General features: G+C 68.9%; 22 protein-coding genes and 2 tRNA genes. 13 read left to right on the top strand and 11 right to left on the bottom strand.

The window, feature by feature from the left end; all coding sequences use genetic code 11:
* Positions 1–86: 86 nt before the first annotated feature.
* A tRNA-Ala gene (locus NQ706_RS07000) sits at positions 87–159 on the top strand.
* Positions 160–367: 208 nt separating this feature from the next.
* Here the strand turns inward: NQ706_RS07000 and NQ706_RS06995 are convergent.
* From NQ706_RS06995 to NQ706_RS06980, 4 genes are all read right to left on the bottom strand, one after another.
* Positions 368–739 (bottom strand): hypothetical protein, encoded by a 372-nt coding sequence (locus NQ706_RS06995; protein ID WP_038569213.1) that lies wholly within the window; start codon positions 737–739, stop codon positions 368–370.
* Between the two features lie 250 nt (positions 740–989).
* Positions 990–2,084, bottom strand: a complete 1,095-nt coding sequence (locus NQ706_RS06990) for an SPFH domain-containing protein (protein ID WP_051806109.1) — start codon at positions 2,082–2,084, stop codon at positions 990–992.
* A gap of 95 nt (positions 2,085–2,179) precedes the next feature.
* Complete coding sequence (locus NQ706_RS06985) at positions 2,180–3,634, bottom strand: amino acid permease (RefSeq protein ID WP_038569212.1); 1,455 nt, start codon at positions 3,632–3,634, stop codon at positions 2,180–2,182.
* Positions 3,635–3,828: 194 nt separating this feature from the next.
* The gene (locus NQ706_RS06980; RefSeq protein ID WP_038569208.1) at positions 3,829–5,505 is read right to left on the bottom strand and encodes a dolichyl-phosphate-mannose--protein mannosyltransferase; all 1,677 of its coding nucleotides are present in this window, start codon (positions 5,503–5,505) and stop codon (positions 3,829–3,831) included.
* A 169-nt stretch (positions 5,506–5,674) separates the two neighbouring features.
* On the opposite strand from NQ706_RS06980, the gene rsmI reads away from it, so the two are divergent.
* A complete protein-coding gene (gene rsmI / locus NQ706_RS06975; protein ID WP_288756697.1) occupies positions 5,675–6,517 on the top strand; it encodes a 16S rRNA (cytidine(1402)-2'-O)-methyltransferase in 843 nt (280 codons plus the stop codon).
* A 35-nt stretch (positions 6,518–6,552) separates the two neighbouring features.
* On the opposite strand, the gene NQ706_RS06970 is transcribed toward rsmI, so the two are convergent.
* A complete protein-coding gene (locus NQ706_RS06970) occupies positions 6,553–6,957 on the bottom strand; it encodes a hypothetical protein (RefSeq protein WP_144708431.1) in 405 nt (134 codons plus the stop codon).
* Between the two features lie 13 nt (positions 6,958–6,970).
* Positions 6,971–7,567 (bottom strand): DUF4126 domain-containing protein, encoded by a 597-nt coding sequence (locus tag NQ706_RS06965; protein ID WP_006946758.1) that lies wholly within the window; start codon positions 7,565–7,567, stop codon positions 6,971–6,973.
* A 212-nt stretch (positions 7,568–7,779) separates the two neighbouring features.
* Here NQ706_RS06965 and NQ706_RS06960 point away from each other — a divergent pair, with 212 nt between their 5' ends.
* The 8 genes from NQ706_RS06960 to NQ706_RS06925 all read left to right on the top strand — a co-directional run bounded on the left by NQ706_RS06960 (position 7,780) and on the right by NQ706_RS06925 (position 17,913).
* Positions 7,780–8,763, top strand: coding sequence for a cation diffusion facilitator family transporter (locus NQ706_RS06960; protein ID WP_038569204.1), 984 nt, complete (start codon positions 7,780–7,782; stop codon positions 8,761–8,763).
* A gap of 103 nt (positions 8,764–8,866) precedes the next feature.
* On the top strand, positions 8,867–10,828 hold the full coding sequence (gene metG / locus NQ706_RS06955) for a methionine--tRNA ligase (RefSeq protein WP_038569200.1): 1,962 nt from the start codon (positions 8,867–8,869) through the stop codon (positions 10,826–10,828).
* Positions 10,825–11,676, top strand: a complete 852-nt coding sequence (locus NQ706_RS06950; RefSeq protein WP_038569197.1) for a TatD family hydrolase — start codon at positions 10,825–10,827, stop codon at positions 11,674–11,676. Before metG ends, NQ706_RS06950 begins: the two co-directional genes overlap by 4 nt.
* A gap of 323 nt (positions 11,677–11,999) precedes the next feature.
* Positions 12,000–12,971: a resuscitation-promoting factor gene (locus NQ706_RS06945; protein WP_051806106.1), complete on the top strand. Its 972-nt coding sequence runs from the start codon at positions 12,000–12,002 to the stop codon at positions 12,969–12,971.
* A 98-nt stretch (positions 12,972–13,069) separates the two neighbouring features.
* Positions 13,070–13,963 carry a 16S rRNA (adenine(1518)-N(6)/adenine(1519)-N(6))-dimethyltransferase RsmA gene (gene rsmA / locus NQ706_RS06940; protein WP_038569195.1) on the top strand — a complete coding sequence of 298 codons (894 nt, stop codon included), beginning with the start codon at positions 13,070–13,072 and terminating at the stop codon, positions 13,961–13,963.
* Between the two features lie 98 nt (positions 13,964–14,061).
* Positions 14,062–14,988 carry a 4-(cytidine 5'-diphospho)-2-C-methyl-D-erythritol kinase gene (locus NQ706_RS06935; RefSeq protein ID WP_038569193.1) on the top strand — a complete coding sequence of 309 codons (927 nt, stop codon included), beginning with the start codon at positions 14,062–14,064 and terminating at the stop codon, positions 14,986–14,988.
* 221 nt (positions 14,989–15,209) lie between these two features.
* A complete protein-coding gene (locus NQ706_RS06930; protein WP_038569186.1) occupies positions 15,210–17,045 on the top strand; it encodes an ABC-F family ATP-binding cassette domain-containing protein in 1,836 nt (611 codons plus the stop codon).
* Between the two features lie 139 nt (positions 17,046–17,184).
* The gene (locus tag NQ706_RS06925) at positions 17,185–17,913 is read left to right on the top strand and encodes a TetR/AcrR family transcriptional regulator (RefSeq protein WP_038569184.1); all 729 of its coding nucleotides are present in this window, start codon (positions 17,185–17,187) and stop codon (positions 17,911–17,913) included.
* 12 nt (positions 17,914–17,925) lie between these two features.
* Here NQ706_RS06925 and NQ706_RS06920 read toward each other — a convergent pair whose 3' ends face one another.
* Entirely contained in the window at positions 17,926–18,522 is a 597-nt protein-coding gene (locus NQ706_RS06920; protein WP_081873724.1) for a MarR family winged helix-turn-helix transcriptional regulator, read from the bottom strand.
* A 72-nt stretch (positions 18,523–18,594) separates the two neighbouring features.
* Entirely contained in the window at positions 18,595–19,314 is a 720-nt protein-coding gene (locus NQ706_RS06915; protein WP_038569182.1) for a TetR/AcrR family transcriptional regulator, read from the bottom strand.
* Between the two features lie 168 nt (positions 19,315–19,482).
* Between NQ706_RS06915 and NQ706_RS06910 the strand changes: the two genes are divergently transcribed.
* Positions 19,483–19,561: transfer RNA gene (locus NQ706_RS06910), tRNA-Gln, on the top strand.
* A gap of 83 nt (positions 19,562–19,644) precedes the next feature.
* Here NQ706_RS06910 and NQ706_RS06905 read toward each other — a convergent pair.
* Positions 19,645–20,082 carry a hypothetical protein gene (locus NQ706_RS06905; protein ID WP_038569180.1) on the bottom strand — a complete coding sequence of 146 codons (438 nt, stop codon included), beginning with the start codon at positions 20,080–20,082 and terminating at the stop codon, positions 19,645–19,647.
* Between the two features lie 18 nt (positions 20,083–20,100).
* The gene (locus NQ706_RS06900) at positions 20,101–20,289 is read right to left on the bottom strand and encodes a hypothetical protein (RefSeq protein WP_038569178.1); all 189 of its coding nucleotides are present in this window, start codon (positions 20,287–20,289) and stop codon (positions 20,101–20,103) included.
* 222 nt (positions 20,290–20,511) lie between these two features.
* Here NQ706_RS06900 and NQ706_RS06895 point away from each other — a divergent pair, with 222 nt between their 5' ends.
* Positions 20,512–21,120 (top strand): hypothetical protein, encoded by a 609-nt coding sequence (locus NQ706_RS06895; protein ID WP_051806104.1) that lies wholly within the window; start codon positions 20,512–20,514, stop codon positions 21,118–21,120.
* 168 nt (positions 21,121–21,288) lie between these two features.
* On the opposite strand, the gene NQ706_RS06890 is transcribed toward NQ706_RS06895, so the two are convergent.
* Positions 21,289–21,459, bottom strand: a complete 171-nt coding sequence (locus NQ706_RS06890; protein ID WP_167539857.1) for a hypothetical protein — start codon at positions 21,457–21,459, stop codon at positions 21,289–21,291.
* Between the two features lie 109 nt (positions 21,460–21,568).
* On the opposite strand from NQ706_RS06890, the gene NQ706_RS06885 reads away from it, so the two are divergent.
* A complete protein-coding gene (locus NQ706_RS06885; protein WP_081873723.1) occupies positions 21,569–22,804 on the top strand; it encodes a helix-turn-helix transcriptional regulator in 1,236 nt (411 codons plus the stop codon).
* Position 22,805: the final 1 nt, after the last annotated feature.

Here is a 22,805-nt window from a genome sequence, read left to right as displayed (position 1 = left end):
CCCGGTGAGCAGGGTGGGTGACGGCCGATTGGGGCGCCTCGTGTTGGTCTGTGCGCCGCTTGGTGGTAATGTGTCTCTCGCTTCACGGGGCTATGGCGCAGTTGGTAGCGCGTCTCGTTCGCAATGAGAAGGTCTGGGGTTCGAATCCCCATAGCTCCACCGAGATGAATACAGACAGCCACCCGGACAAGATTTTTGTCCGGGTGGCTGTCTGTATGCGCATCTGTCGAACACTGTGCTTCGAGGAGCCGCCGCAGCGGAGCGAGGATGGCGAAGTCCCCATGGCTCCGACGCGCGAAGCGCGTGCCGAGCCCCGCCTTTGGCGCCGACGCGCAAAGCGCGTCTCAAGTCCGGGTTCAGCCGCCGCCTACTTGCTCTTGATGTCTCCTCCGATGGAGTCCTTGATGCCGTCGAGGGCTGAGGTGCTGCTCATGACGTACCAGTTGGGGCCGGCGAGGACGGCGTCGTCGCCCGTCAGTTTGCCGGTCGCGTCGGTGATGGCTTTCTTGGCTGCGTTCTCGCCGTCGTAGACGACGAAGACGGCGTGGGTGCCGCCGACGCATTCGCCTGAGCTGGAGGCGCCCGCGGGCGGCGTCGTCGGGTTGTACCCGGTACAGTGCAGGCCTGCGTTGACGGCTGCGCTGCGCAGTTCCGTCGCGCTGTCGAAGCGGTGGGTCTGGGCGGAGCACGCGGTCAGAACGAGCAGGGGTGTGACGGTGGCGATGGCCCAGGTACGCATGGTGTCAGGCTACTCGCCCGCCCCGGCGCGCTGCGTGCTTCCCCCGTCCTCATCGATGCTGGCGTGGTCGGTGCAGTATGGGTCGAGACCGCCGTCAAGGGTGACGCTTCGCGCTGTGACGACGAATCCGCCCGACGCGTTGAAACGCCGCTCACCGACCGCAACGCCACAATGTCCGTTGAATGTGGCCGAAAATCGCCGATGTGGACGAGATTCGCGAAGGGGGACGAGCATCGCAGGGGGGCGGGGGTTACTTCGACGAGGAGCCGGTGGCGGGGACGACGACGGCGGAGCCCGAGGACGGCCAGCACGAGAAGCCGGCGGGCAGCGTCACCTTGCCGCCCTCGACCATGTCGAGGCACTTGGAGACGAGGACGTTCGGGTCCTTGCTCACCGACTTCGCGATCGCTTCGTTGGCCTTCGCCTGCTGTTCGGCCGTCTTGACGCCCTGCTCGGCGATGCGCGTCTGCGCGACCTGGGCGAGCAGCGCGTTGGCCTTCGACTGCGTGTTGTCGTCGAGCTTGATGACCGGGATGATCACCGACAGCACCTCGATCTGGTCGCCGATCTGGTCGCGCATGTCCTTCGTCGCGTCGTCTGAGAGCTTTGCGAGCGTCGGGGTCGTCGGGTTGCCCTTCTCGTCGACGGCGAGGGCGTCGTAGGACGCGAACTCCTTGTTGAGGCTCGAGGACAGCTGCCGGTCGACGAGGCTCGAGCGGATGCTCGAGAACTCGCGGTAGTTCTGGAACAGCGCGTCGGAGGCGTCGGGGCGGATGCGCCAGCGGATGGACGCGTCGACGCACGCCGTCGCTTGGTGGGCGATGCGCACGTTGATGCAGCTCTTGTCGTCGGCGGTGTGGCTGTCGGTCTGGATCGCGGCGTCCATGTACGTCACCTTCTGCCACGGCGCCTTGAGGTGGAAGCCATTGCTGAGGCTGCCCGTCGGCTTGCCGAACGTCGTCACGACACCGATCTCCTTCGTCGGCACGACGACGGAACTCGCGACCGCGAGGACGATGACGGCGAGCGTCGCGCAGGCCGCAGAGACGAGGTAGGCCAGACGCGCGCGAGCCCGCGTGCTCGGCGCCTCGGGACGCGCGGCGTGCAGGAACACGCGGGCGGGGGAGGCGCCGGCGTCGAGATCATCGCTGTCATCGGCGTCGACATCTTCTACACCGTCATCCGATGCGTCGAGATCACCCGCGCGGGCACGACCGGTCGTGCCCGCCTCGCCCCGTGAGTACGAGAGGGCGTGCTCCCGCCCCGCGTGGCGCAGGTGGCGCCCGTAGAGGAAGGCCGCGAGGGCGAGCAGAAGCAGGATCACGCTGAAGATCGTCGAGGCCATGGCGTGAGTGTAGAGCCGCGATGACGCCCGAATGGCGACGCGCCGCCCACATCGTCGTGGGCGGCGCGTCGCGCGAGCTTCGGGTCAGACGCGCGTCACGGGTGACGTTCGTGGCGTGCGAGGTCGCTCGTCTCGGTGTCGACGTGCGGCGATGCTTCGACCGCTTCGAGGATCGCTTTCTCGCTGCCGCCCTTCGCGCCGTAGCGAGCGATGCCGATGCCGACGACGACGGCGGTGAGGCCGAGCGTCAACCACAGGTTGAGGCGCTGGTCGGCGCGCAGCGCCATCGCGACGATCGTGAAGACGATGAACGCCATCGTCACGTAGGTGAGGACGGGGAAGGCCCACATGCGTACGGCCGGGCGGGCGCCGACGCGGTTCATCGCGGCGCGCGAGCGCAGCTGCGTCGCGGCGATGACGAGGTAGACGATGAGCGCGATGGCGCCCGACGTCGACAGCAGGTACGTGAAGATCTTCTCCGGCAGCAGGTAGTTGCCGAACACGGCGACGAAGCCGACGACGACGGAGACGAGGATCGCGACCTGCGGCACGCCGCGTCGGTTGATGCGCGCGAACGCCTTGGGTGCGTCGCCGCGCTGGCCGAGGCTGAACGCCATGCGACTCGCGGTGTAGAGCGCGGAGTTGAGGCAGCTCGCGACGGCGGTCAGGATGACGAAGTCGAGCACGTTCGACAGGTTCTTCAGGCCCATGTTGTTGAGCGCCTCCTGGTAGGAGCCGTTCTCCTGCAACGAGGGGGAGTTCCACGTCGTCAATGCGATGACCACGAAGATCGAGCCGAGGTAGAACAGCGAGATGCGCCAGATGACGCTGTTGACGGCCTTGCGGATGCCCTCGACCGGGTTCTTCGACTCGGCCGCGGCGATCGTCACGATCTCGGTGCCCATGAACGTGAACATCGTCGTCAGCATGGCAGCGAGGACGCCGCTCCAGCCGTCGGCGAAGAAGCCGTGGTCGGTGAATCCGTGCAGCCCCGAGGCGTGCGAGCCGGGAAGGATGCCGAGGATCGCGAGCACACCGAGGACGATGAACCCGACGATGGCAATGACCTTGATGAGCGCGAACCAGAACTCGAACTCGCCGTAGTTGGCGACGGAGAACAGGTTCGTCACCGTCAGCAACGCGGTGATGATGAGAGCGAACACCCATTGGGGCCAGTCGATCCAGTCCGAGAGGATCTTCGCGCCGGCCGTCGCCTCCACGGGGATGACGAGCACCCAGAACCACCAGTACAACCACCCGATGGAGAAGCCCGCCCACTTGCCGAGCGCGCGGTCGGCGTAGACGGAGAACGAGCCGGAGTCGGGGTTGGCCGTCGCCATCTCGCCGAGCATGCGCATGACGAGGACGACGAGCGTCCCGGCCAGCGCGTAGGCGATGAGGACCGACGGGCCGGCGAGCTTGATCGCCGAGGCCGAGCCGACGAAGAGGCCGGCGCCGATGACGCCGGCGATCGAGATCATCGTGACGTGGCGCGGTTTGAGGCCGCTGCTGAGAGCTTCGCCGTCAGCGGGCGGATGGGGTGCGTTCATGTGGAGCACTCTGACGGCTCGTATCGCATCCGACAACCGCCCCGCCGCGCGTCACCCGATTCGTACCCAGATCGTGACCTGGGTCATAGCACGATGAGAGGTCGCGCATTGCTGATCGGCGAAGCCGCGGGCTCCTCAGCAGGCATCGCAGGCTCGACCGCCGGTCGGTACGCGACCCGCGCCGGAAGCCCCCGTCAGATCCAGGACGGCAGCCACATCCGCCAGCTCCAGTGATCGTGGGGGATGACCTGCGCGGTGTAGATGGGCCAGAAGAAGACGAACGTCGCGACGGCGAGCACGACGTACGCGCCGACGACGCCGGCGCCGATGCGTCGCCGTCGCAGGCTCGCGGTGGCGGGTCCGAGGATCAAGCCCAGGCAGTACGTGACGGCGAGGATGACGTAGGGCGCGAACACGACCGCGTAGAAGGTGAAGACGGTGCGCTCCTGGTAGCTGAACCAGGGCAGCCATCCGGCGAGCACGAGTGCGATGAGCGTCCCGGCACGCCAGTCGCGGCGCAGCGCCCACATGAAGACGCACACGAGCAGGGCGGCGATGCCGAACCACCAGATGCTGACGTTGCCGAGCGAGGTGATCGCCTTCGAGCATTCCGTGACCGAGCACCCCTGATCGCCCTTCGCAGGCGCCTCGTAGAAGAACGAGGTGGGGCGTGTCTGCGCCATCCACGACCACGGGTTCGACTGATACGTGTGTGGCGACGTGATGCTCTCCGCCGAGTCGTACATCTGGATGTGGTACTGCCACAGACTGCGCAGGCTGTCGGGCAGCCACGAGAACAGGCTCGAATCGGGTGCGAACCCGGTGTTCTTGGTCGCCGGGTTGCTCGCGGCCCAGTTGCGTCCCCAGGCGTCGTTCGAGTGGAACCATCCGGCCCAGGTGAGCAGATATGTCAGGCATGCCGTGGGGACGATGATGAGCGCCCCGGTGACGGCGTCCTTGATGACGGTCGCCGAGAGCCAGCGGCGGACGCCGACGGCGCGGCGCGCTCCGAGATCCCAGAACACGGTGAGCAGACCGATCGCGGCGAGATAGAACCCGTCGGACCACTTCGTCGCCATGCCGAGGCCGAGGCACACGGCGGCGACCCAGCGCCACGGGCGCAGGCCGAGCGACGGGCCGGCGAGGCGCTGCTTCGCATCGAACGACCAGTCGCCGTCACGACGCAGCTGCGCGACCTTGCGCGCGAGGATCCGACGGCTGCGGTCGCGGTCGGCGAGGATCGCGACGAACCCGGCGAGAGCCCAGAAGCTGACGAGCCCGTCGAGGATCGACGTGCGCGACATGACGAATTCCATGCCCTCGAACGCGGTCAGCAGCGCCGCGATCGTCGCGAGCGTCGCCGAGCGGAACAGGTGCCAGGCGGCGCGCCCGACGAGCAGGATCGCGAGCGTGCCGGTGAGTGCCACCGCGATGCGCCAGCCGAACGAGGAGGTGATGCCGAACAGGTGCTCGCCGGCGCCGATCATCCACTTGCCGAGCGGCGGATGGACGATGAAGTCGGGTTCGGTGCCGTACACGGTCGGCACCTGGCCGTGCGTGAAGAACGCGTCCGGCTCCGGCATGTTCGCGGGCGTCTTGCGTTCGTGGCCGTACAGGATCATCGACCAGCCCTGCTTGACGTAGTACGTCTCGTCGAAGATCAACTGGTGGGGGCGACCCAGATCCCACAGCCGCAGCAAACCGCCGATCAGCATGACCATCAGGGGGCCGAACCAGCTCCACAGCTTTTGCTGCGCACTCGCCGGGGCGCCGAGCAGGCGCTCACGCAGCATCAACTCGTCGCGGTCGGGACGGCCGTCGGTGTCGACGCGGGTGGCGGACGACGGGGCGTCGGTCAGTGTGGCGTTCACCGGTGGCGTCCTCGATCCTCGCGGGCGGGCGGTGGGACGGTCTGCCCCGATTGGTCAGCGTAGTCGGTGGCACTGACAGGAGGGGCCCGCTCCGACGTCAGGCCTCGAGACCCAGGTCGACCCGCGGCGGGCACGAGGCGCGTCCGCGCCGGCGTGACACCATGGCCGCGTGAGTACCGAAGCCCCCGTCCCCGCCCTCGTTCTCGCCGCGACGCCGATCGGCGACCCGGCGGACGCGGCACCGCGTCTCACGCACGAACTCGCGAGCGCGCCGCTGATCCTCGCGGAGGACACGCGGCGGACGAAGCGGCTCTGCGACGCGCTGGGGGTCACCCCGAGCGGGTCGATGATGAGCTACCACGAGCACAACGAGGCCCAGCGCACGGGCGAGATCGTCGAGCGCATCGCCGCAGGCGAACGCGTCCTGCTCGTCACCGACGCCGGGATGCCGAGCGTCAGCGACCCGGGGTACCGCCTCGTCGCCGCGTGCGTCGAACGCGACCTGACGGTGACGTGCGTGCCCGGTCCGTCGGCCGTCCTCATGGCGCTCGCGGTGTCAGGGCTGCCCGTCGACCGGTTCTGCTTCGAGGGGTTCCTGCCGCGCAAGGCCGGCGAACGCGCCCGCACGCTCGCGGCGCTCGCCGACGAGGCACGCACGATGGTGTTCTTCGAGGCGCCGCACCGTTTGGCGGTGACGCTCGAGGCGATGGCCGACGCGTTCGGCGACGAGCGGCGCGGCGCGGTCTGTCGTGAACTGACGAAGACGTACGAGGAGGTCCGCCGCGGCGGTCTGCGCGAACTCGCGGTGTGGGCCCTCGACGGGGCACGCGGCGAGATCACCGTCGTCGTCGAGGGTGCCGAACCTCGTGAGGCGTCGCTCGAGGATGCGGTCGCGACGGTGCTCGATCTCGTCGCCGGGGGAGTGCGGCTCAAGGACGCGTGCGGCCAGGTCGCCCAGGCGAGCGGCCTGTCCAAGAAGACCCTGTACGACGCTGCTCTCGCGGCGCGCTGACGGTTAGCGCCCCCGAGCAACCGCAGGCCGGGTCGTCAGTCCTGGGCGTCGACGAAGTACACGCAACCGGGGTCGAGGGGCGTGCGCAGGCTGCCGCGTGCCGGGTCGTTCGGGGGGTAGCAGGCCCACAGCGCATGGGTGAGGTTCCACGTCGCGGTCGGGATGACGGCTTCGAGTTCGTGTGAGGTCGCATCGACCGACGGCGCGTCGAGTCGCGCCCGCACGTGGACGCCGTCGTCACGCGGTTCGGCGGCGATGAGCGTCACCGTCTTCGTCGCGACGTGCGGGTTCTGACCCGGGGCGGTGACAGCGTGCCACGTCCGCATCACCCCGAACACGACGAGCGCCATGACGAGCGCCGCGACGATGTTGCGCACGAGACGACGGCGCCGAAGGCGGTGTTCGGTCGCGGAGTCGGCGGCGAGGGCGGAAAACGACATGGGCCGGGCGCTCTCAGACCGCGGCGCGCGCGGCGCGGCGCTCACGCATTGCGACGACCCGGCGCCACAGCCGCCACATCACCCACGCGACGACGGCGAGCAGCACGAGCGCGAGGATCGGCGCGAAGACGGCCGCGAGGCTGAGCAGGATCGACGTCGCGTCCTCCGCCGTCGACAGGACGGGCGCGGCGAAACCACCCGTCCCGACGTTCGCGACGGGGCGTGCGGCGGCCTTTCCCGTGTGGAAGATGCCCGCGACGATGGCGCCGCCGATGAGGCCGACCCACGGATGCTGCGTCATCCACGGCGAGTTGTCGAGGTTCGCGGCGGCCGCCGTCCCCGCGAAGACGACGGCGCCCGAGGCGGGGCGCACGATCGTGCCGAGCGCATCGTTGACGCTGTCGAGGGCCGGGATCTTGTCGACGATGATCTCGCCGACGAGCAGGATCGACGCGATGACGATCGACGGCGTGCTCTCGACCCACGAGAACCCGGAGGGCAGCGTGATCACGTCGGTGAAGCGCGCGAGCAGAGCGACGACGAGATACGGGATGTAGGCGTTGAGACCGGCGGCGGCCGACAGGCCCGCCCCGGTGAGCGCTGCGAACATGGCACGTCCTTCGGGTCAACGACCGCCGGCGCCTCCGGCCCCGGCGAAACACTGCGTCAACTCTGGCACAGCCGCGGGCATTCCCCCGAACGACGCCGGTGCAACTGAGTCACATGATGCGCGTCGAGTCAGTCAGGACTGACGCAGCGCGCATCACGTGACTCAGCCGTCGATGAGGGCCGTTAGAATGGTGCCGACCGAGGAGGTGGCGCGTGGGCACACGACACGAATCGCATGACGGGCGCGAGGCCCATGAGCAGCAGACTGCGCATGACGGCCACGGACATGGCGGCCACGCCCACAGCCACGCTCCGAGTGCTGACGCCGACCGGCGCTACCTGAGCGCAGCCCTCGCGCTGCTCGTGCTCTACATGCTCGCCGAGGTCGTCGTGGCCTTCGCGACGGGTTCGCTCGCGCTGCTGTCGGACGCGGCGCACATGCTGACGGACGCCGCCGCCATCGCGTTGGCCCTGTGGGCGATCCACCTCGCCGCGAAGCCCGCCAACGCGCGGTTGACGTTCGGGTTCAAGCGCGCCGAGATCCTCTCCGGCCTCGGCAACGGCATCACGTTGTTGCTGCTCGGGGCGGTGCTGCTCGTCGAGGCAGTGCGGCGCCTCGTCGACCCGCCGCAGGTCGAGCCGAAACCCGTCCTCGCGGTCGCCCTGGCGGGCGTCGTCGTCAACGTCGCCGCGGGCATGCTGCTCGCCCGCGCGAACCGGACGTCGCTCAACGTCGAGGGCGCGTACCGTCACATCATCACCGACCTGTACGGGTTCATCGGTACGGCCGTGGCCGCCGCCGTCATCTGGGCGACGGGGTGGATGCGCGCCGACGCCGTCGCGACACTCATCGTCGTCGCTCTCATGTTCCACGCGGGGGCAGGGCTCGTCGCGCAGGCCGGGCGCGTGCTGCTCGAGGGCGCGCCAGACGGCACGGACGTCGAGGCGATCCGCGCGCACATGCTCGAGGTCGATCACGTACGCGACGTGCACGACCTGCACGTGTGGAGCGTGACGAGCGACCTGCCGGCATTGTCGGCGCACCTCGTCATCGACGACGAGTGCTTTCACGACGGGCACGCCCCGCGGCTGCTCGACGAGGTGCTCGAGTGCCTGGTCGGCCACTTCGACGTCGACCACTCGACGCTGCAGTTCGAGCCCGCGAGCCACGCGGCGCACGAGAGCGGACTGCACTGAGTCGACCTCGTCGGCGTGCGCTCCTCGCCGGGGCCACCTCGGGGCGCGGCAGGGGAGATGACACGAGAGAGCGGTTGTCGGCGGCGGCTCCTAGGATGGGCCCATGACCAAGGTTCTCTCCGCTGTTGCCTGGCCGTACGCCAACGGCCCCCGCCACATCGGGCACGTCGCCGGTTTCGGTGTGCCCTCCGACGTCTACAGCCGGTACATGCGCATGGCGGGTCATGACGTGCTCATGGTCTCGGGCACCGACGAGCACGGCACGCCGATCGTCATCATGGCGGAGAAGGCGGGCAAGACGCCGCAGGAGTTCGCGGACGAGAACGCGAGCATCATCGTCGACGACCTCGTCGGCCTCGGCCTCAGCTACGACCTGTTCACGCGCACGACGACGGCGAACCACTACGAGGTGGTGCAGAAGCTGTTCCTCGCGCTGCACGAGAACGGGTACATGGTCGAGCAGACGACGTCGGGCGCCATCAGCCCGTCGACGGGGCGAACCCTGCCGGATCGGTACATCGAGGGCACGTGCCCGATCTGCAAGTACGCGGAGGCGCGCGGCGATCAGTGCGACAACTGCGGCAACCAGCTCGACCCGACGGATCTCATCGATCCGCGGTCCAAGATCAACGGTGAGACGCCGGAGTTCATCGAGACGCAGCACTTCTTCCTCGACCTGCCGGCGCTCGCGGACGCGTTGTCGTCGTGGCTCGACGGGCGTGAGGCGACGGGCACGTGGCGCCCGAACGTCATCAAGTTCAGCCAGAACATCCTCGAGGAGATCCGTCCGCGCGCGATGACGCGCGACATCGACTGGGGCATTCCCGTGCCGCTCGACGGGTGGCGCGAGCAGCCGACGAAGCGTCTGTACGTGTGGTTCGACGCCGTCGTCGGCTACTTGTCGGCCTCGATCGAGTGGGCACGTCGCCTCGGCGAGCCCGACAAGTGGCGCGAGTGGTGGAACGCGCCTGCGAGCACGGGCGACGCGACGAGCGCAGCGAGCACGGGCGACGCGACGAGCGCAGCGAGCACGGGTGGAGATGCGGAGCTCGCTCGGGCGGAGCGTGCGACGTCCGACGAGGGCAGCGTCGGAGCCCAGAAGGCATCGGAAGCACTTGGAAACAGCGACGGAGTCGCGGTTTCCAAGTACTTCATGGGGAAGGACAACATCGTCTTTCATTCGCAGATCTGGCCCGCTGAGCTTCTTGCTGCGAATGGCGAGGGCGCGAAGGGCGGGGTGGAGAGTCCTTTCGGGCATCTCAACCTGCCGTCGGAGGTCGTCTCGTCCGAGTTCATGACGATGGAGGGCAAGCAGTTCTCGACGAGTCGGGGGCATGTCATCTACGTCAAGGACGTGCTGGAGCGCTACGGGCCCGATCCGTTGCGGTACTTCATCGTCGCGGCCGGCCCCGAGAGTCAGGACGCGGACTTCACGTGGGCCGAGTTCGTGCAGCGGAACAACTCGGAACTCGTCGCGGGCTGGGGCAATCTCGTCAATCGTGCGGCGAGCATGATCCACAAGAACTTCGGTGAGATCCCGGCGCCGTCCGAGTTGGCCGATGTCGACCGCGAGGTGCTCGACGCGGTGCGCGGCGGGTTCGCGACGGTGGGTGCGCTCATCGAGCGCAACCGTCTCAAGGCGGCCCTCACGGAGACGATGCGTCTCGTCGGCGAGGTCAACCGGTACGTCGCGGTGACGGAGCCGTTCAAGCTCAAGGGTGAGGACGAGCGCGCGCGTCTCGCGACGGTGCTGCACACGCTCGCGCAGTGCGTCGTCGACCTCAACACGATGATGGCGCCGTTCGTGCCGTTCTCCGCGAATCTCGTGCACGAGGTCATGGGCGGTGAGGGGGAGTTTATGCCGATGCCGGTCGCGAAGGAGGTCACCGACCTCGACGACGGACGTCCGTACCGCATCATCACGGGCGAGTACTCGGCCACGCCACGCTGGCAGCCGAGCGACGTCGCGCCGGGCACACCGATCGTGAAGCCGAAGCCGGCGTTCAAGAAGTTCGACCCTGCGGTGGTCGAGGAGGAACTCGAGCGAATGAACATCTCGGCGTGAGCGACCCCAACCTGCGCCGCAGCGACAAGCCGGCGCCGCCGCAGCCGCTGCCGTCACCGGTCGTCGACAATCACACTCACCTCGACATCTCCCGTGACGGCGGCGCGCCACCCGACGTGCGCGCCGTCATCGACGAGGCCGTCGCGGTCGGCGTCGATCGGATGGTGCAGGTGGGGTGTGATCTTGCGGGCGCGCGCTTCACCGAGCGCGTCATCGACGCCCACCCCGAATTGCTCGGCGGCGTCGCGCTGCACCCCAACGAGGCGCCCAAGCTGTACGCCGCGGGCGAGCTCGACGCCGCATACGCCGAAATCGAGCGCATCGCGGCCCACCCGCGGGTGCGTGTCGTCGGTGAGAGCGGGCTCGACTACTTCCGCACCGGTCCCGACGGCATCGCGGTGCAGCAGGAGAGTTTCCGGTGGCACATCGAGCTCGCCAAGCGCCTCGGCAAGGCGCTGCAGATCCACGACCGTGAGGCGCACGAGGACGTCATGCGCATCCTCGCCGAGCAGGGCGCGCCGGAGAAGACCGTCCTGCACTGCTTCAGCGGTGATGTCGCGATGGCGCGCGAGTGCGTCGAGCGCGGCTATTACGTCAGCGTCGCCGGCGTCGTGACGTTCAAGAACGCCCGCGAACTGAGGGCGGCACTCGCACAGGTGCCGCTCGAGCAGCTCCTCGTCGAGACGGATGCGCCGTACCTGACGCCGTCGCCGCACCGCGGAGCGACCAATGCGCCGTACCTCGTGCCGCTGACGGTGCGAGCGCTTGCCGAGGTCAAGAACGTCGACGTCCCGACGTTGTGTGCGGCGTTGTCGGAGAACTCCGAGCGCGTCTACGGGCCGTGGTGAGCGTCACGCGCGTGATTCCATAGCGCAGCGATCGACGCAAGGGGCTGGCACCGCGTGTGACGAATCCCACTGCAGCGGCGGATTTCCCGGGATGCCGCGCCTGACGCCCCATCGCGTCGCAGTATCCGTTACGTTTCCGTTATCTGAATTTGACCCTCGCGGGTTGCCTCGGCAGTGTTGTCCGGGTTAACCCGAGTCTGGATCACACGGACGTGCCCTCGACCTCATGGTCGACGGGCTGGAGCGCAGGCCTGAGCCGAGCGCTTCGCACCGAGCCTTCGGTGCTCTGCGCGCCGCCAGTGAGGGACCTTCGACATCGGAGCATGATGACGTTCTCGACCACCCGCACCACTTCTCGTACGATCGCCGCGGCCGCTGCCGTGGCAGCCGCTTCGACGCTGGCCGCTTGCGGTTCGAGCGACTCGAAGACCGCGTCCGACGTTCCCTCGATCTCCTCGAGCTCGACGCCGACGAAGTCCGCGACCTCGACGCCGTCCACGACGAAGGCTGCGCCGAAGCCGTCCACGACGAAGGCTGCGCCGAAGCCGTCCGCTTCAAAGCCTGCGCCGAAGCAGACGCAGGCCGAGCGCGCCTCGCGTTCGCAGGCCCGTCAGGCTCTGCCGGCCAAGCCCGCCAAGCCCGCCACGCCCGCCAAGGCCGCTGCTCCCGCCGTCACGTACGTCAACTGGAGCCAGGTCCAGACGATCCCGGCGAAGACGAAGTACGTCTACAGCGCCGACATGCTCAAGGGCACGTCCAAGGTGACGCAGGAAGGCCGTTCGGGCGCTGAGACGGTGACGTACCGCAGCGCCAAGAAGGGCGAGAAGGTCGTCTCCTCCAAGGTGATCGACACGACCGTCACGCGCAATGCCGTGCGCCGCGTCGTCACGATCGGTACGAAGCAGGCCGTTCAGCAGGCGCCGCAGCAGTCGCAGCAGACCCAGGTGTCGCGTTCGACCGCCCGCAAGGCCGTGACGCAGCAGAGCGCGCCGAAGCAGCGCACCTACGCCTCGTCGGCCCAGCGCACGCAGAAGAGCGCTGCCGCTCCGGCCGCCGCCAACTCGGGCATGTGGGACCGCATCGCTCGTTGCGAGTCGACGAACAACTGGCACATCAACACGGGCAACGGCTACTACGGCGGCCTGCAGTTCGACAACCAGACGTGGCTCGGCTCCGGCGGCGGCGCCTACGCCCCGCGCGCCGACCTCGCGACCCGTGAGCAGCAGATCGCCATCGCGAACAAGGTCTACGCCCAGCGCGGCCTGCAGCCGTGGGCCTGCGGCCACGCAGCCTGATCGACACCTGACGCGCACCGCGCGCCCGGTCATGGAGACCCGGCTCGTCCCCTCGTGGGGCGGGCCGGGTCTTCGCATGTGCCGATAGGGTTGGCGTCATGCATGACGACGACGCGACGCCCGCAGGCCGTGACGACACGACGGGCCTGTTGAGTGCCGCCGACATCCGCGAGCTCGCCGAGCGTCACGGGGTGCGTCCGACGAAGACGTGGGGGCAGAACTTCGTCATCGACCCGAACACGGTGCGCAAGATCGTCCGCCTGGCAGGGGTCGGGGCCGACGACACCGTCGTCGAGGTGGGCCCGGGGCTCGGGTCGTTGACGCTCGCGCTGCTGCCGGCCGTCGCGCATCTCAGCGTCGTCGAGGTCGACCCGAACCTGGTGGCGCAGCTGCCCGCGACGGTGGAGCGGTTCGCGCCGCAGCACGCATCGAAGCTGAACGTCGTCCAAGCGGATGCGATGACGGTCGACTCGCTCGAGCCGGCACCGACCGCGCTCGTCGCGAACCTGCCGTACAACGTGTCGGTGCCCGTGGTCCTCAACTTCCTCGAGCATTTCCCGTCGCTGCAGCGCGTGCTCGTCATGGTGCAGCTCGAGGTCGCGCAGCGCCTCGCTGCGGAGCCGGGCAGCAAGGTCTACGGCGTGCCGAGCGTCAAGGCCGCCTGGTACGCCGACGTGCGTCTCGCCGACCGCGTCGGACGCAACGTCTTCTGGCCGGCCCCGAACGTCGATTCGGGTCTCGTCTCGCTCGTGCGTCGTGACCCGCCGACGACGGAGGCGACGCGCGCGCAGGTCTTCGCGTGCATCGACGCCGCGTTCGCGCAGCGCCGCAAGACGCTGCGGGCTGCCCTCGCCGGCTGGGCGGGCGGCGCCGACCGGGCCGAGGCGGCACTCGTGGCGGCGGGCATCGACCCGCGGACGCGAGGCGAGCGCCTCGGTATCGACGAGTTCGCCGCCATCGCCTCCGCCCACGCGCCGGCGACGCAGGACTGAGTCGTCCTCCGGCCGCAATGCCCACCCAACACTGTGGCGGACGGCGCCTGTTGGCTCGGGTGGCTGCCCGGAGAGCGGTCCATGCATAGGGTGGGGGCATGACGGCTTCGAGCGCACAGATCACCCGCGTCAGCGTGAGGGTGCCTGCGAAGGTCAACCTCGAGCTGTGCGTGGGGCCACGCCGAGCCGACGGGTTTCACGACCTCGCGACGACGTTCCACGCCGTCGACCTGTTCGACGAGGTCGACGTCACGTCGGCCGACGAGTTCTCGCTCACGGTGACGGGGCTCGGCGCGGACGTCGTGCCGTGCGACGAGTCGAACCTGGCCTGGCGAGCGGCGCAGCTCATGGCCACCTCGTACGGCGTCGACGGCCGCTGCGCCATCGCGATTCGCAAGGCCATCCCGGTGGCTGGTGGCATGGCGGGCGGATCGGCCGACGCCGCCGCGACGCTCGTCGCCTGCGACGCGCTCTGGGGGCTCGGCCTGTCGCGCGCGACGCTCGAGGAGCTCGCCGCGCAGCTCGGCTCAGACGTCCCGTTCGCCCTCACCGGAGGCACCGCGCTCGGCACCGGGCGCGGGGAGAAGATCGTGCCGGTGCTCGCGACGGGCACCTACCACTGGTTGTTCGCGCTGACGCACGAGGGGCTGTCCACGCCCGCCGTCTACGCCGAGTGCGACCGGCTGCGGGAGGGCCACCGCGTGCCTGAGCCCTCTCCGTCGGACGGCCTGCTCGCGAGCGTCCGCTCCGGTGACGTCCACGGCGTCGCCGTCGCCATGCACAACGACCTGGAGCCTGCGGCGCTGTCGCTCATGCCGAGGCTGCGCGCCCTGATGGAGTTCGGCCTGGAGATGGGTGCCCTCAACGCGATGGTCTCGGGTTCGGGCCCGACGGTGGCGTTCCTCATGGCGAGCCGCAAGGACGCCGTCGCGCTGCGCAACGTGCTCGCTGCCGGTGACCTCGCGGACGACTACGTCCTCGCCGCCTCCACTCCCCACGGCGCCCAGATCACCTCCGCCTCCTGACGCCCCGACCGAACCCCCGCCCCGCCCCGCCTTGCCACCCTGCGATTTTCGTCCACCCTCGCGATTGCCATCCACATCGGCGATCTACGTTCCCATCTGCGAACTACGTCCACATCTGACGGACGGCGTGGCGAGCGCTCGTCTCGGTCCGGCACCTGCTCTGACGGGCGCCGCATCATCAGCTTTGGGCGACGTGCCACGGCGGTGAGACAATCGCGGGCATGGCCAACCTCCTGTCCGCTGAGAAGATCTCGCTCGCCCTCGGCACCCAGCAGTTGCTCGATTCGGTGTCGCTCGGCATCGGCGGCGGTGAGCGCATCGGCATCGTCGGCCGCAACGGTGGAGGCAAGTCGACGCTGCTCAAGGTGCTCGCGGGTGTGCACGAGGTCGATTCGGGGCGTCTGACGATGGCGAACGGCGTCACCGTCGGCATGTTGACGCAGGCGGACACGATTCCTGCGGAGTGGACGGTGCTGCAGGCCGTCGTCGGTGATCGCGCCGAGCACGAGTGGGCGGGGGAGGCGCGCATCCGCGAGGTCATCAACGGGTTGTTGCCGGGCATGGATCTGCACGACGTCGTCGGCCCCAAGTCCGGTGGCGAGCGCCGTCGCATCGCGCTCGCGAAGCTGCTCGTCGACGACCCTGATCTGCTGCTGCTCGACGAGCCCACCAACCATCTCGATGTCGAGGGCGTGCAATGGCTCGCCGACTTCCTCAACGCACGCCGCATACGCAGCGACTCGGCGCTCGTCACGATCACCCACGACCGGTGGTTCCTCGACGCGACGAGCACCAACACGTGGGAGGTCATCGACGGACGCGTCGAGCAGTACGAAGGCGGTTACGCCGCGTTCGTGCTCGCGAAGGCCGAACGGGCACGCATCGCGGCCGCGACGGAGGAGCGTCGCCAGAACCTGCTGCGCAAGGAGCTCGCGTGGCTGCAGCGCGGTGCCCCGGCCCGCACGAGCAAGCCGAAGTTCCGCATCGACGCGGCCAACGCGCTCATCGCGAACGAACCGGATCCGCGCGATGACGTCGAACTCGTCCGGTTCGCGACGACGCGGCTCGGCAAGGATGTCATCGACCTCGTCGACGCGTCCGTCACGCTCGGCGGGCGCGAACTGCTGACGAAGCAGACGTGGCGGCTCGCGCCGGGCGAGCGCACCGGCATCGTCGGCGTCAACGGCGCGGGCAAGTCGACGCTGCTGCGCGCCATCGCGGGAACCCAGGAGCTGTCGGCGGGCAAACGCAAGCAGGGCAAGACCGTCAAGATCGCGTACCTGACGCAGGAGGTGCGCGAGCTCGACGACGTCGAGGGCTGGCGCGTCATCGAGGCGATCGAGGACGTGGCGAGCTACATCATGCTCGACGGCAAGGAGACGTCCGCCTCGCAGCTCGCGAAGCGGCTCGGCTTCTCCGGGGGACGTCAGCAGGCGCGGGTGTCGGAGCTGTCGGGTGGCGAACGTCGACGACTGCAGTTCCTCCGCCTGCTCATGAGCGAGCCGAACGTGCTGCTGCTCGACGAGCCGACCAATGACCTCGACATCGAGACGCTGCAGTCGATGGAGGACGTCCTCGACGGCTGGGCCGGCACACTCGTCGTCGTCAGCCACGACCGGTACCTGCTCGAGCGCATGTGCGATCGCCAGGTCGCCTTGCTCGGCGACGGCAAGATCCTCGACCTCATCGGCGGGGTCGAGCAGTACCTCGAGCTGCGTGCGCACCACCTGCAGGCGCAGGCGGCGTTCGAGCGCCAGGGCGCGGCGGCAAAGGGGGTCGATGCGACCTCGCTCGCGGCTGACGACGCAGCAGGCGCTGGCGCCGGCGGACGCGTGGTGAGCGCCGCCGAGGAGCGCGAGGCGCGCAAGACGGTGGCGCGCATCGAACGTCAGCTCGCGAAGCTGGCCGAGCGCGAGACCAAGCTGCACGACGAGCTCGCCGCTGCCGCAAGCGATTACGGCAAGGCCGCGGAGATCGACGTCAAGCTGCGTGCCGTGCTCGCCGAGAAGGACGAACTCGAGATGGAATGGCTCGAGGCCGCCGAGATGCTCGCCTGAACTGAGCGCGTGTTACCGTCGCGCGCGGCGCCTGGCCGCGCTGCGCCGTTTGCCACCAGGCGCCGTGAACGACTGTCTAGGAGGGCTCTACGACCCCGCGCGCCGTTGAACGTGTTCAACAGCGTGGTTGACTGAGCGCATGACCACGAAGTCGGAGCAGACGCGTGAAGCCCTCGTCGAGACGGCGTTGGCGATGTTCCGCGAGCACGGATACGAGAAGACGACGATGCGCGCGATCGCCGCGGAAGCCGGCGTCTCGCAAGGAAATGCGTACTACTACTTCGACGGCAAGGACGCGCTCGTCCAGCAGTTGTACCTGCGCCTCCAGGCCGAGCATCGCGACGCCGCGCTGGCCGCCATCCGCGACGGAGCGCCGCTAGCCGACAACCTATGCGCGCTGTGGCGGGCGGGCATCGACGTCATGGAGCCGTACCACGGCTTCGGTTCGACGCTGCTGACGACGGCGCTGCAGGCGTCGTCGGGCACGAGCCCGCTGTCGGGAGCGTCGGCGCAGGCGCGCGACGATGCGATCGGCCTCGTCGCCGACGTGCTCGGACGCTCGAAGGGCGTGCCGGGTGGCGCACTGCGACGCCAGTTGCCGATGTTGCTGTGGCTCGTCTATCTCGGCGTCACGCTGCACTGGGTGTGCGATGACAGCGAGCAGCGGGCGCGCACGATGACGCTCATCGACGGCGTCGCCCCCATCCTCGCGCGCATGCTGATGCTCGCACGGCTACCGGTGGGATGCGGGCTCGTCGCGGACATCACCGCCCTCGTCGAGAAGCTGGCGCCGACCGGATCTCTTCCGACGGCGCTGTCGGAGCCTGCATCCAGGACGTCGAGCACCGTCCGCACCGAAGACGACTGAGGTGCCTCGCGGTCAGCTCTCGACGGCCGTGAGCAGCGTCCGCAGCGACGCGGCGAGGTGAGCGCGAGCGTCGTCGTCCATGCCGGCGAGCAGGCGGCGCTCGTGGTGCAGCAGCGCGTCGAACGCGGCGTCGACGGCCCGCAGTCCCGCGGGGGTCAGCCGGACGAGGACGCCGCGGCGGTCGCTCGGCGATGGTTGACGGGAGACGAAGCCGCGTCGTTCGAGTCCGTCGACGCGATTCGTCATCGTGCCGGAGGTGACGAGTGTCTTCTGCACGAGGGCGCCGGGGGAGAGCTCGAACGGTTCGCCTGCGCGGCGCAGGGCGGACATCACGTCGAACTCCCAGCCGTCGAGTTCATGCTCGGTGAAGACGGCGTTGCGCGCCTGGTCGAGGCGCCGCGCGATACGGCTGATGCGCGAGAGCACTTCGAGCGGCGTCGTGTCGAGCCCCGGGCGGACGCTGGCCCAGGCATCGACGATGACGTCGACCTCGTCATGGTGCGGCTTGCCGTCGGGAGCGGTCGACGCCGTAGACGCGATGTCGTCGGCGCCTTTTGGGCCGAAGGCACGGTTCGAGTCGGCGGGGCGCGGCGAACCGGTGAGTGACATGCGGTCATTCTATCGCTCGTCAAGAAACTTGATGTCGAGAGACTTGCCCGCGGCAGACGGCGTCTGCCCTCGTCACGCGATGTCGTCGTCCGTCTCGTCGTCGCCCAGGTCCATCGGTGCCACCATGTTGTCGACGTCGGGCTCGCCGTCGGCCACCGGCGCGGCCGCGACGAGCGTGGGCGTGGCGTCGAGGCCGGTGAGTCCGTTCCAGCCGAGGTTGACCATGTGGGCGGCCATCTCCGTGGCGTCGAATTCCTGGCCGTGCTCGATCCACCAGTCGCCGGTGAGGGCGGCCATGCCGATGAGCATCTGCGCGTAGATCGGCGCGAAACGGGGGTCGATCTCGCGGCGCGACATGACGCGGGAGAGTTCGTTCTCGATCTTTGTGGCGATGTCCGACATGAGGCTCGCGAGGGAGCCCGTCGAGTGCCAGGACGGCGCGTCACGGATGAGCACACGGAAACCGTCGGGGTTGGCGCTGATGTAGTTGAGTTGGGCGGTCACGGCGCGTTCGAAGAGTTCGCGGGGTGTGCCGTCGTCGGTCAGGGCGCTCGCGATGTGGTCGAGGAAGCTGCGCGTCTCGCGGTCGACGATGACGGCGTACAAGCCTTCCTTGCCACCGAAGTGCTCGTAGACGACGGGTTTCGTCACGCCCGCCGCGGCCGCGATCTCCTCGACGGTGGCCGCCGCGACGCCTTGTTCCGCGAACGCGCGGCGCCCCACGTCGATGAGCTGTTCGCGACGCTGGGTGCCCGACATGCGCGTGCGGCGAGGAGTTGTCATGCCCTCCATTGTGCCGGGTGGGCGCGAGGTCGCAGCCGAGACCTGGGGCGCCTGGGCGGGCTGACGCGGCCTGAGGCGCGGTCCGCGCCGTCGATCGCGGGGACGCGTCGGTGCGTCGACGGAGTGCAGCGCGGCCCGGCGTGAACTACTCTTGTGCGGTCCGCGCTTCGCGGACGTTCCCCGGTTGCTCTGCTGGCAGGGGCCGCCTGACTTTGAATCAGGACTAGCGACGTTGGTTCGATTCCAACCCGGGGAGCCTGAACGCCCGACGATCATCGCCCGAGAGCGCGTCATCGTCGGCGCGTTTCCGGGCGGAGAACACGCGGGGCGTGACGCCAATCAGCGACGACGAGACGTCACGACACCACCGGCGGCAATGGCCGCGAACGCGAGTCCGGCGAGGCCGATCTCACCGGACGTCGAGGAGCCCTGCGCCGCGACGAGGTGCGTCTGCACCTGCGGGCCGATCGGCTTCGGGGCGGGCTTCGTCGGAGTGGGCGTGCCCGGCATCGGCTTCGTCGGCTGGGCAGGGGGAGTGACGGTGCCGTTCGGCTGAACCGTCGGCAGACCCTTGCACGTCGCCGGAATCGTGCCGGTGACGCTGAACGCCGACCTGCTCGTGTTGCCCTTGACGGTGATCGTCGCCGTCTTCCCGGCCTGGTTGATCTTCGAGAAGATGACGAGCGGCTTGTCGTGCGTCACCGGGCCCATCGTGTGCGTCTCGTGCAGCTGCGGCTCGCTCTCGCTCACCGTCACCGTCGCCTCTGGCGTCTTCACCGTGCGGACGGCGATGACTTAGGTCGGCATCCCCTTCGAGCACCAGAACTCCATCGGCGTGTGCTGCAGGTTGCCGACGGTCGTCGACTTGCCGTGGTGCCCGGTCGTGCTGGGCGTCGCAGGCGAGTCGGCCGCCACCGACGGCGCGGCCGCGGCCAGTTTCAGGGCACCCAGGCCGGCAGCGGCGAGAGCGGGGAACGTCTCCATGGGGAACTTCTCAAGACGAATGCGTGACGATGGCGCTTCCCTCCGCGCGACATCGGCCGCGAGAACCGCAGCTCAGTGCGGCAACGACCCACTTCTGCGCGGAACCCGGTTGGGTGATCCATACTTTCCCAATGCGACAAATGCATGTCGCCGATACAGTCACGTACAAAACAAGCGGTCGGCCATCAGGCCGGCGCACCTGGCACCGACGGTGACACGTCGATGAACGTCCACTTCCCCAACTCCACCTCGAACCGCGGCACGCCTATCGCCGTCGACGACATGCAGCACTCGTCCAGCGGCGACGTCGCGCTCGCGCACCTCAACGAGCCGGCCCCCGTCAACCAGTACATGCCACTCGCGGACTCCTACGACGCGACGGCGGGCGACTCGGGCGTCATCGACGACTACGGCCTGCGCGCCACCCTCGTCCCGACGTCGGGGCTCTACAAGGCCGACGTCTCCATCCTCGGTGAGAGCACCGACGCCTACGGTGGTCGCGCTATCCACCTCGAGGGCGCCGACGGCCCGCGTCGTCGTGCGAACGGAGGTCGCGGTCAGCGGCCTACCGGAGGTTGCTCAGACCGCACAGTACAGAACGCGAGGTGGCAGGGTCTGCAGATGCTGACGCGCTACGACGCCGCGCTCGAGCAGCACCGTGAGCGCATCGTCGAGCGCGGCCCGCTGTGCCGGCGGCCACGCGGCCTCGAGCGTCTCGCGATCTGCTGGGCCGCTCCGAAGAGCCGCCAGGACGTGACGCGCGGTCGTCGATTCAGTCGGGGTCTGAGGGCTCTCTCGCGTGGGCCACGGTGCTCGTGCATCGCGAGCTGACGGCAATGGTGGTCCGCCTGTGGCAATGGCGCTCAGGGTGCAGCGGGCAGGGATGGGCCCTGGCGGCGCCGAGTAACGCCCTCGTGGACAGCGAGTGGTCGACGAACGACGCGTGCCCCGCAGCCTTTGGGGCTACGGGGCACGCTTCGTTACGCAGTTGGCGGATGATCAGGCCGGCCAGGTGTCCGACATGCGGTGCTCGCCGGTCTCCACCACGAGGTGGTGAGCGGAGCTCGCCTGCGCTGCGTCAGCCGAGTTGGCGGCGACGATGGCCACCGTCGGGGCCGCGGCGGCAGCCACGAGCGCAACGGATGCGGAAAGCTTCTTGAAGATGGCCATGGTCACTCCTGGATAGGATGCGTAATGTAGAGGGTTCAACAACTCGGCCGTTGATGGGTCAAGTTGTAGGTCAAGTATGCCTCGTCCTGGGGGCTGGAAGTAGTTACCGATGAGTTTTGGTGAACGCCTGAAGGCGGCGCGCAAACAGGCGGGCCTTTCGCAGACAGAACTGGCGGGCAACAGGTGCAGCGTCAGCTACGTCTCTCACCTCGAATCGGGCCGTCGGACCCCGACTCCGGACATGCTTCGCTACTTCGAGACCAAGCTGAATCTCGAGCCCGGCACGCTCGGGAGTGCCTCAGATCTGTCCGGGTTCGGGCGCCGCAAGGCGGGAGAGGCCGAGGCGGTTGCTCTTTACTCCGAGGCCGTTCTCTCGTGGCGCCAGGGTTCATTCGGCCTTGCCTTCGAACAGGCGCAGGACGCCCGCCGCCAGCTGTCGACGGTCGGACGTTCCGACATCACACTTCTCATCGGTGCCTTGCTCGTCGAGATCAACATCGACCTCGGGCACTACCGCGAGGCAGTCGCTGAGGCCACGGCTCACTTGACAGCTGCGCGCGCGGTCGGCTCCAGCTTGCTCGAAGCGCGGGCCGGCATCCTCACCTCCAAGGCGGCGCGTCTCGACGGGGACGCGCGGCTTGCCGCGTCGAGTGCTGCCGACGCCGTGCGACTCTGCCAGTCCGCGCACCTCCCCATGATCGTGTCGGCGCAGGCACTCATGGCCGCCATCTCAGCCGGGCATGACGATGCCGGCGCCTACGCCCACGAGCTCGAAGAGTCAGCCGCAGCGCTCGAGGAGACCCCGACTCGCGGCCTGGCCGAGTGGGTTCTCGGCAACGTGGCGTGGCACAGCGGTGACGTCGAGGCCGGCAAGGCTGCGCACGATCGAGCGAACCAACTCCTGTCGCCCACCGCCGACTTCCGCAACTGGGCTCGTTTCCCGCGCGTTGCGGCGGAAGAGCGACTCCAGGCCGGCTGCGAGGACGGGGTCGCGGAACTGTTACGCGAAGCGAAGAGCCGCCTCGACCTGCTCGAGAGCGCGGACGAGTTGGCGACCCTCGCCATCGTGCGTGCACGGTTCGCGCGGGCGCAGGGGCACGTGGATGAGGCGCTCGACGACATCCGCGCCGCCCTCGAGGATGCCGACCTGCCGCCGAGCACGCAGGGGCGCCTGTACCTCGCCGCCGCCCACGCCTACGGTGAACAGGGCGACATGACGCAGGCGACGGCCGTCGCACTGCAGGCAGCACGCCGCTTCACCGAGGCCGGCGACGTCAACCAAGCCCGTACTGCCTGGGAGTTCGTCGACGAGACCGCGCAGGCCGCAGAGCAGGCGAACGCCTGAC

Origin of the sequence: Dermacoccus sp. BD5 (genome assembly GCF_044878485.1) — a bacterium.
Classification (GTDB): Bacteria; Actinomycetota; Actinomycetes; order Actinomycetales; family Dermatophilaceae; genus Dermacoccus; species Dermacoccus nishinomiyaensis.
Note: the sequence above shows the minus strand (reverse complement) of the source record. Positions and strands in the feature narration are given on the sequence as shown.

What these genes read in the sequence shown, in the direction of transcription:
- NQ706_RS06990 (WP_051806109.1), bottom strand. Translation starts at nt 2,084, where the DNA reads ATGGCCTCGACGATCTTCAGCGTGATCCTGCTTCTGCTCGCCCTCGCG.
- NQ706_RS06915 (WP_038569182.1), bottom strand. Translation starts at nt 19,314, where the DNA reads ATGGAGGGCATGACAACTCCTCGCCGCACGCGCATGTCGGGCACCCAG.
- NQ706_RS06920 (WP_081873724.1), bottom strand. Translation starts at nt 18,522, where the DNA reads ATGTCACTCACCGGTTCGCCGCGCCCCGCCGACTCGAACCGTGCCTTC.
- NQ706_RS06895 (WP_051806104.1), top strand. Translation starts at nt 20,512, where the DNA reads ATGAACGTCCACTTCCCCAACTCCACCTCGAACCGCGGCACGCCTATC.
- NQ706_RS06995 (WP_038569213.1), bottom strand. Translation starts at nt 739, where the DNA reads ATGCGTACCTGGGCCATCGCCACCGTCACACCCCTGCTCGTTCTGACC.
- NQ706_RS06935 (WP_038569193.1), top strand. Translation starts at nt 14,062, where the DNA reads ATGACGGCTTCGAGCGCACAGATCACCCGCGTCAGCGTGAGGGTGCCT.
- NQ706_RS06930 (WP_038569186.1), top strand. Translation starts at nt 15,210, where the DNA reads ATGGCCAACCTCCTGTCCGCTGAGAAGATCTCGCTCGCCCTCGGCACC.
- NQ706_RS06965 (WP_006946758.1), bottom strand. Translation starts at nt 7,567, where the DNA reads ATGTTCGCAGCGCTCACCGGGGCGGGCCTGTCGGCCGCCGCCGGTCTC.
- NQ706_RS06900 (WP_038569178.1), bottom strand. Translation starts at nt 20,289, where the DNA reads ATGGAGACGTTCCCCGCTCTCGCCGCTGCCGGCCTGGGTGCCCTGAAA.
- NQ706_RS06945 (WP_051806106.1), top strand. Translation starts at nt 12,000, where the DNA reads ATGATGACGTTCTCGACCACCCGCACCACTTCTCGTACGATCGCCGCG.
- NQ706_RS06985 (WP_038569212.1), bottom strand. Translation starts at nt 3,634, where the DNA reads ATGAACGCACCCCATCCGCCCGCTGACGGCGAAGCTCTCAGCAGCGGC.
- NQ706_RS06890 (WP_167539857.1), bottom strand. Translation starts at nt 21,459, where the DNA reads ATGGCCATCTTCAAGAAGCTTTCCGCATCCGTTGCGCTCGTGGCTGCC.
- metG (WP_038569200.1), top strand. Translation starts at nt 8,867, where the DNA reads ATGACCAAGGTTCTCTCCGCTGTTGCCTGGCCGTACGCCAACGGCCCC.
- rsmA (WP_038569195.1), top strand. Translation starts at nt 13,070, where the DNA reads ATGCATGACGACGACGCGACGCCCGCAGGCCGTGACGACACGACGGGC.
- NQ706_RS06925 (WP_038569184.1), top strand. Translation starts at nt 17,185, where the DNA reads ATGACCACGAAGTCGGAGCAGACGCGTGAAGCCCTCGTCGAGACGGCG.
- NQ706_RS06885 (WP_081873723.1), top strand. Translation starts at nt 21,569, where the DNA reads ATGAGTTTTGGTGAACGCCTGAAGGCGGCGCGCAAACAGGCGGGCCTT.
- NQ706_RS06970 (WP_144708431.1), bottom strand. Translation starts at nt 6,957, where the DNA reads ATGTCGTTTTCCGCCCTCGCCGCCGACTCCGCGACCGAACACCGCCTT.